Origin of the sequence: Streptococcus sp. k-378, from assembly GCF_013277505.1 — a bacterium.
Taxonomy (GTDB): domain Bacteria; phylum Bacillota; class Bacilli; order Lactobacillales; family Streptococcaceae; genus Streptococcus; species Streptococcus pseudopneumoniae.
Map to the genome: position 1 here is coordinate 1 of NZ_VMNC01000058.1, position 7,123 is coordinate 7,123.

The 7,123-nt window shown below is 43.1% G+C and carries 2 protein-coding genes; both read right to left on the minus strand.

Features of this window, described 5'->3' with window-relative positions; translation table 11 throughout:
- Nucleotides 1-77: 77 nt before the first annotated feature.
- A complete protein-coding gene (addA, locus tag HT719_RS07115) occupies nucleotides 78-3,728 on the minus strand; it encodes a helicase-exonuclease AddAB subunit AddA (protein ID WP_172928693.1) in 3,651 nt (1,216 codons plus the stop codon).
- The gene (gene rexB / locus HT719_RS07120) at nucleotides 3,725-7,000 is read right to left on the minus strand and encodes an ATP-dependent nuclease subunit B (RefSeq protein ID WP_172928695.1); all 3,276 of its coding nucleotides are present in this window, start codon (nucleotides 6,998-7,000) and stop codon (nucleotides 3,725-3,727) included. Before rexB ends, addA begins: the two co-directional genes overlap by 4 nt.
- Nucleotides 7,001-7,123 lie beyond the last annotated feature (123 nt).

Here is a 7,123-nt window from a genome sequence, read left to right on the forward strand (position 1 = left end):
CGAAGTCAGCTCAAAACACAGTTTTGAGGTTGCAGATGAAGCTGACGTGGTTTGAAGAGATTTTCGAAGAGTATAAATTATACTTTTACAACTTGAACCTCGTCTTTACCGAGTAAAATCAAGTATTTTTCAATATTTTCAATCGAATAGGCTCGTGATAAAGCCTCTTCGTATAGAGCTAACTGACCACGATAGCGGTCTACGAGTTGACTTGGTTCATCATAGCGGTCTGTCTTGTAGTCGAACAGAACGATTCTATCCTCATAAAGCAGATAGCCGTCCAAGATTCCACGGACAACAAAGTCTTCCTGACTCTTTTGGTCTCGTTTGAGCATGGAGAAAGGTTGCTCGCGATAAAGATGGTTGGTATTAGCGATAATTTCCTGACCGAGTGCTGTGTCAAAGAAAGCAAGAATTTTATCAAGATTGATCTTGTCTCTGACAGCTTGGCTAGTTTGAACTTGTTTGAGTGTTTCTGTTAGGCTAGCAAGCGTTGGTCTCTGGCTGAGATCCATTCTCTGCATGAGTTCGTGGGTAGCACTACCAATCTCAGCTCCTGTTATCTTTTCTTTGCTTGAAAAATCTGGTAAATCAAAGCTGATTTTCTTGCCTACTGACTGACCTTGACCAGCAATCTCGACACCTTCCATATCCATAACTGGTTCGTAGAATTTCTTGATTTGACTTGGGGTTTGAACACTAGGAAGTTCAATGGCTGCGCGGTGAAGAGTATTATAAATTTCCACTTCTTTCAGCATTTCAAGGGCTTCTTTGATGGTATCTGATTGACGATTGTCTGCTTGGGAGCTATCTTGGAGTGGACTCCTGGTTTCCAACTCTCCGATGGCTTCTCTAGTCAACTGATCTTCTCCAACAAAACGATAACTAAAGTTGAGATTGTCCTTAGTAAACACTTTACTGATAGCCCAAATCCAATCTTGGAAATTCTTGCCTTGAAGTCTAGTGTTGCTATTTAGTTTTCCATTTTTAGCTGCTGGGTATTCCTTGGCTTCCAGCTTTTCACGAGAACCCTTGCCGACAAGATAGAGTTTTTTCTCAGCCCTCGTCATGGCAACATAAAGGAGACGCATCTGCTCTGAATAGCTTGCTAGCTGTAATTCCTCTTCGTTCTGCCTATAGGTCAGGCTAGGAATGGAGAGTTTGATGGTTTTAGGATAGTGATTTTCCACTGCTCCAGTCTCCATTTTGGCAATATACTTGACACCTAGACCGTTTTTACGGCTGAGAATGACTTCTGACATAGAGTCTTGCTTGTTGAAATCTTGATCCATATTGAGAATAAAGACGTAAGGAAACTCTAGCCCTTTACTCTTGTGGATAGTCATGAGCTCTACTGCGTCCTTAGGTGGTGCAACTGTAACGCTTGCCAAATCGTGCTGGGCTTCTAAAACTTGGTCAATCATACCAATAAAACGAGACAAGCCCTTGAAATTGCTCTTTTCAAATTGATCAGCACGCAGTGCTAGGGCATAGAGATTGGCCTGTCTAGCAGGACCATTTGGCAAAGCTCCAACATAATCATAATAAAAACGGTCGTTGTAAATCTTCCAAATCAAGTCATAGAGGGAGTGGGTTTTGGCATACAGGCGCCAAGAAGCTAGGACATCCATGAATTGCTTTAGTTTCTCAGCTAGAGCTGTGTGAATCAATCCTTTTTGGCTGCTTGTCAGTTTTTGAGCATTGATCAGTTTCTCATATAGATTTTCTTGGACTTTATCCTCTGCTTTCTGAAGGGACAAACGTGCTAACTCATCCTCATCAAAGCTAAACATTGGAGACTTCATAAGGGCAACCAAGGCATAGTCTTGCAGGGGATTGTGAATGACACGAAGGGTGTCTAGCATGACTTGCACTTCTAGGGATTGGAGATAATTGTTTTGCTCTCCGTCGGTTTTGACAGGAATTCCGTACTCAGACAGGGCGAGGAGAATCTGGTCATTACGACTGCGACTGGAGGTCAGAAGGGCAATTTCCTTAAAGGCAACACCTTGTTCCTTGTGGAGTTTCAGAATCTCCTTGATGACTAAGCGCATTTCGCCTGTTAGTTTCGTTTCTGTTTGACTCTCTTCTTCCTCACCTGTGTCGTTCTTGTCGTAGAGGAGAAATTCAGCCTTGTTCTCAGTATTAGGAGTCAGTTTGCTATTGGCAAAAACAAGCTGGTGCATGTTATCATAGTTGATTTCGCCGACCTCTTGATCCATGAGACGTTCAAAAACATCATTGGTTGCTGACAGCACTTCTGAACTGCTACGGAAATTTTCCTTGAGGAGAATGAGCTTGCCATCTTTTGGATTTTGCGCATAGCGTTGGAACTTTTCATTGAAAATCTGCGGGTCTGCCTGACGGAAACGGTAGATAGATTGCTTGATATCCCCCACCATAAAGCGATTGTGGCCATTAGACAGCAATTCCAGCATTCGTTCTTGAATATGGTTGGTATCCTGATACTCATCGACCATGACTTCGTGGAAACGCTCCTGATAAGCTTCACGGACTTGCGGGAATTTCTCTAAAATCTCAATGGTGTAATGGCTGATATCAGCGAATTCAAAGGCATTTTCCTGACGTTTACGCTGACGATAAGCCTCCACAAAATCGCTCATAAAGCTTTGGAAGGTTTTAGCTAGTTTCCAAGTGTCTCCATGATAACGTTCTTGATAGTCGAGAATCGTTATCTGGTCTGACAGTTGTCCTAGTTTAGCAAACTGGGACTTTCTCTCTTCGTTGTAGGCATCGGCCAGTGGCTTCAAATCAGCCTTACGACTCGCATTGGTCAGAGCTCGGCCGTTTTTCTCTTTCGAAATTGCGACAACACGCGCAAGCACTGATTGAAAAGCCTTACTATCGGACTCTTGATTTAAGGAGCCAATTTCATCCAGAATCAACTGAACATTTTCTAAATAGGCAGCCTTTGCAAACTCCTTGGCATCGTTATCCAGATGATAACGGAAAAAGCTTTCCAAATCCCAAAGGGCTTGTTTGATTTGCTCAGTCAGTTTTTCTTTTTCATTGGTAAAATCAACCTCTTCAAAACCTTTGAGGAAAGATTCACTCAGCCACTTTTGAGGATTACTGGTGGATTGGAGGAAGTCATAAATTTTATAGACTTGCTGGCGCAGCCCCCGTTCATCTTTTCCACGTCCAACAAAGTTTTTCAGCAAATGACTAAAGGTCTCTTTCTGCTTACCTTGGTAATGGGCTTCAAAGACCTCGTGGAAGACTTCGTTTTTTAGAAGGAGTTGCTCGCTTTGGTTTTGTAAAATACGGAAATTAGGCGCAATATCAAGCAGATAGCCATGTTTACCAAGGAATTTTTGTGTAAAAGAGTCCATAGTTCCGATGGCTGCGTTGGGTAGGTCTGCCAACTGGCGACCCAAGTGTTGTTTGAGGTCAACGTCATCGCTTTCTTGGATTTGTTGGCTGATTTTTTTCTCTAAACGTTCCTTAAGCTCTGTGGCAGCCTTGACAGTAAAGGTTGAGATAAAGAGTTGAGAAATTTCGACACCACGCGCCAATTGGTCCAGAATACGCTCGGCCATGACAAAAGTCTTACCAGAACCAGCCGACGCTGAGACAAGGATATTTTGACCAAAAGTGTAGATAGCTTCGATTTGCTCGGCAGTTTTCTTTTGTTCCTTGCTCGAATTTGCTTCTGCTTCTTGCAGTTTTTGAATTTCCTCCTCAGTTAAAAAGGGAATAGGCTTCATCGATTCAACTCCTCTCTTATTTTTTCAAACCAAGCTTGCTTGAGTTTTTCTCCGACCAGACGCTTGCCATCAGCTAGGTCCAACTTTTCTAGGAAACGGGCTTGACCCAAGTGGTAATTGGCTTCAAAACCTGTGATGGATTGATGTTGCTGGACGTAGGGGGCAATGCTTCTGCCATTTTCGGTATAAGGATTAATGGCGAACTGGCCTGTTAAAATCTTCTCAGCTGCTTTCTTGTAAAGATGGGCATTGTAGTCCAGTAGGAGCTGGAATTCCTCATCTGTCAGCTGATTAGACTTGTTTTTATTGTAAAATTCGCCCAAATGACTGCTTTCTTTTTCTAAAAAGAGTCCTTGGTATTTCATAGACTTGCTGGCTTCTACTACTGCACCTGCCAAATTCTTAACGGCCATCAGAGATTGAACAGGTTCAGCCATTTCCAAGTACATGGCACCGAAAAAGTTCTGCTCCCCCTCTCTTTTTAGGGCAGCTAGGTAGGTTGGCAGTTGGGAATTAAGACCATTAAAGAAATGAGGAAATTGGAACTGGGTCAGACTAGACTTGTAGTCTACTACTCCTATCGCCCCATCAGCTTTCAATCGGTCAATGCGGTCAACCTTGCCTCGTACAAAGACACTGCGTCCATTGTCCAATTGAATAAAGGCCTGCTCTTTCCCACCGAAATTCGCCTCTTCTTTGATGGTTTCAATAGCTGGATTGTGACGGAGAATGTGGCCAGTCGTCCGTGCCACATCAAGCAAAACTTCCTTTGTAAACTGGGCTTCCAAACTTTCCTGATAAATAGCCTCAAATTCCCGTTCCTGACTGGTTTCTTGGATAGCCTGTTCCAAACGTTGGTCAAAGGAATCTTCGTCAGGCAACTGCAAGGCACGTTCAAAAATGCGGTGCAAGAAATTTCCGTGACTGCGGGCATCAGGACGCAGGCGTAATTCTTCTTGCAAGCCTAAAACGTAGAGAAGAAAATAACTGTATTCATTGCGATAAAACTCCGTCAAACCAGAGGTAGACAGGTAAAACTCCTGATCAGCAGGATAGAGAGCCTGCAAGGTATCCTTGGTCAAGGGCTTGCTGCTTGGACTTGTTGGAAGGGCAGGATTTGCAAGGCCTCTTTGGTCTAGTTTTTTACCCATGACACGTGCCAGAACTTTGACAAAGGTCAAATCTTGCTCCCTATCACTCGTCTCGCCCTGCTGGTGATAGGCAACCAGACTAGACAAAAGACTGTGATAGGACCCCATATCTTCCTTAGACAGCCCTTTGTGATTCAACCTCTTCTCTCTCCGCCTAAATCCAAAATGGACTAGTTCTTGAAGATAGGCTGACTCCTTGCTTTCACTTTCATTAAAAAGGCTTGGAGCCGACAAAACTAATTGCTTACGGGCAGAATTGACCAAAGAAAGCATAGTGTAGCGATTTTTCTTGAGATTTTCACTGCTGGCAATCAGTAATTGAACGCCTTCTTCGGTCGCTTGGTTTATGTTTTGTCTTTCTTCATCTGTCAAAAGACTGGTATTTTGCGCGATTTTTGGTAAATTGTCCTGAGTCAGCCCAATGGCATAGACAAAGTCAGCAGTCAGTGGTGCAATCAAATCGTAACTCTGCACCAGAACGGTGTTCACTGTCGCTGGAATGGTACGGTATTGAGATAGGCTCATTCCAGAATGAAGCAAGGCCAAGAAATCCTCCAGACTAACCTGTGAACCAGCAAAAACAGTCGCAAATTGTTCTAAAACATGGCAAAAGGCCTTCCAAACTTCGGCTTGTCTTTCCTGTTCTACAGCTTCCATAGTTGCTGTCAAATCTTGTAACTGCTTGGTCACAACTCCTTCTTTTAGAAAAGAGTTCCACTTTTGCAAGAGATTTTCAGCCTTTTGTTTTCGACTAGCAAAGAGGGTTTCAAGCGGTGTTAAAATACGCAGACGAAGAACATTTAAACGTTCCAGATTAAATTTTCCATGGTGGGATTTGGTAAAGGTTTGCTGAAAGGCTGGCAAGCCATTGATACCAAGATAGCGGATATATTGCTCAAAAGCATCAATATCAGCCTGACTAAGGTCGGTATACAAACCTGTTCTGAGAAGATTAATCAAATCCTCCTGACGGAAACGACAGCGTTTCAAAGCCAAAATAGACTCGACAAACTGAGTTAAAGGGTGGTGCGCCATGGATTCGCTTCTACCAAGATAGAAAGGAATCTGATACTGGTCAAAAATCGTTTTTAGAGATAATTGATAAGAAGCTACATCCCCCAAGAGAATACGAAAATGTTTGTAGCTCAGGTCTGAGTTCTCATGTAATTTCTGACGAATGCTGCGGGCTACTAGCTCCAACTCCTCCTTTTGCGTCAAACAAGACCAGATTTGCAGGTTTTCACGGTCTTTCTCATCGACATCCAAAGCGAGTTCTGAAAAGTCACAAGAAGACTCCAACAAACGAGAGGCCTTGTCAAAGCTATCCATCTTCTCATGAGTTTGAGAATAGTCCTGAGCAGGCGTTTGGTATTTAGAGGCCAGATGATGGAGAAACTCCACACTAGCTTGATAGAGATTGCCTTCAGCGAATGCACTGGTATAAGCTTTCTTACTAGCATAAGCCCCAATAACAATCTCAACTCCCTTGCCATGAAGTAGGTCCACAATTCGCTCTTCTTCGGCAGAAAAACGGGTAAAGTCGTCAATAACCAAGGCAATTTGAGTGAAATCACTACTTACCTTGTTATTCTCGATAGCCTCAATCAAATGGGACAACTGACTTCCCTGAGCCAACTGGCTTTGATTGAGATAAGCCGTTACCTTCTCAAAAATCAAGAGTAAATCGGCCCTCTTGTCCTCATCCGTCAAACTCTCCAAGTCCAAAAAACTCATTTGAGCAGTCGTCATCTCGTGGTACAATTCAATCAACTGCTGGATAAATTGAGGATCCTGCTTGATAGCGCCATAAACACGTAATTCCTTGGGATTGAGTTCCGCAAGGCACTTATAAAAGGCCATCCCAAGACCGATGTCATCTAGACTGGTCTTAGCTGGCAAATCATTTAAAACCAGATAACGAGCCATCTGAGCAAAGCGCGTGACGGTAATCGCAAAAGAAGCCTGCTGGTACAAGCATTCCAGCACGGCGCGTTCCTTTTCAAAAGAAAGAGAGTTGGGAGCGATGTAGAAGACCCGCTTGCCCGCAGCAACTAGCTCTTCCGCCTCTCTGGTTAGAATTTCAGTCAAAGAAGTCCGAATATCAGTATAAAGTAATTTCATCTCTGCCTCGTTGGAATTTTTCATTACCCTATATTATACCATGATTAGTCTCGTAAATCTGTTAAAATATTTAGGCCATCCATTCTTTTCTTCATCATCTGCTAAATGAAAGTTCTATAATGA

What these genes read in the sequence shown, in the direction of transcription:
- addA (WP_172928693.1), bottom strand. Translation starts at nt 3,728, where the DNA reads ATGAAGCCTATTCCCTTTTTAACTGAGGAGGAAATTCAAAAACTGCAA.
- rexB (WP_172928695.1), bottom strand. Translation starts at nt 7,000, where the DNA reads ATGAAATTACTTTATACTGATATTCGGACTTCTTTGACTGAAATTCTA.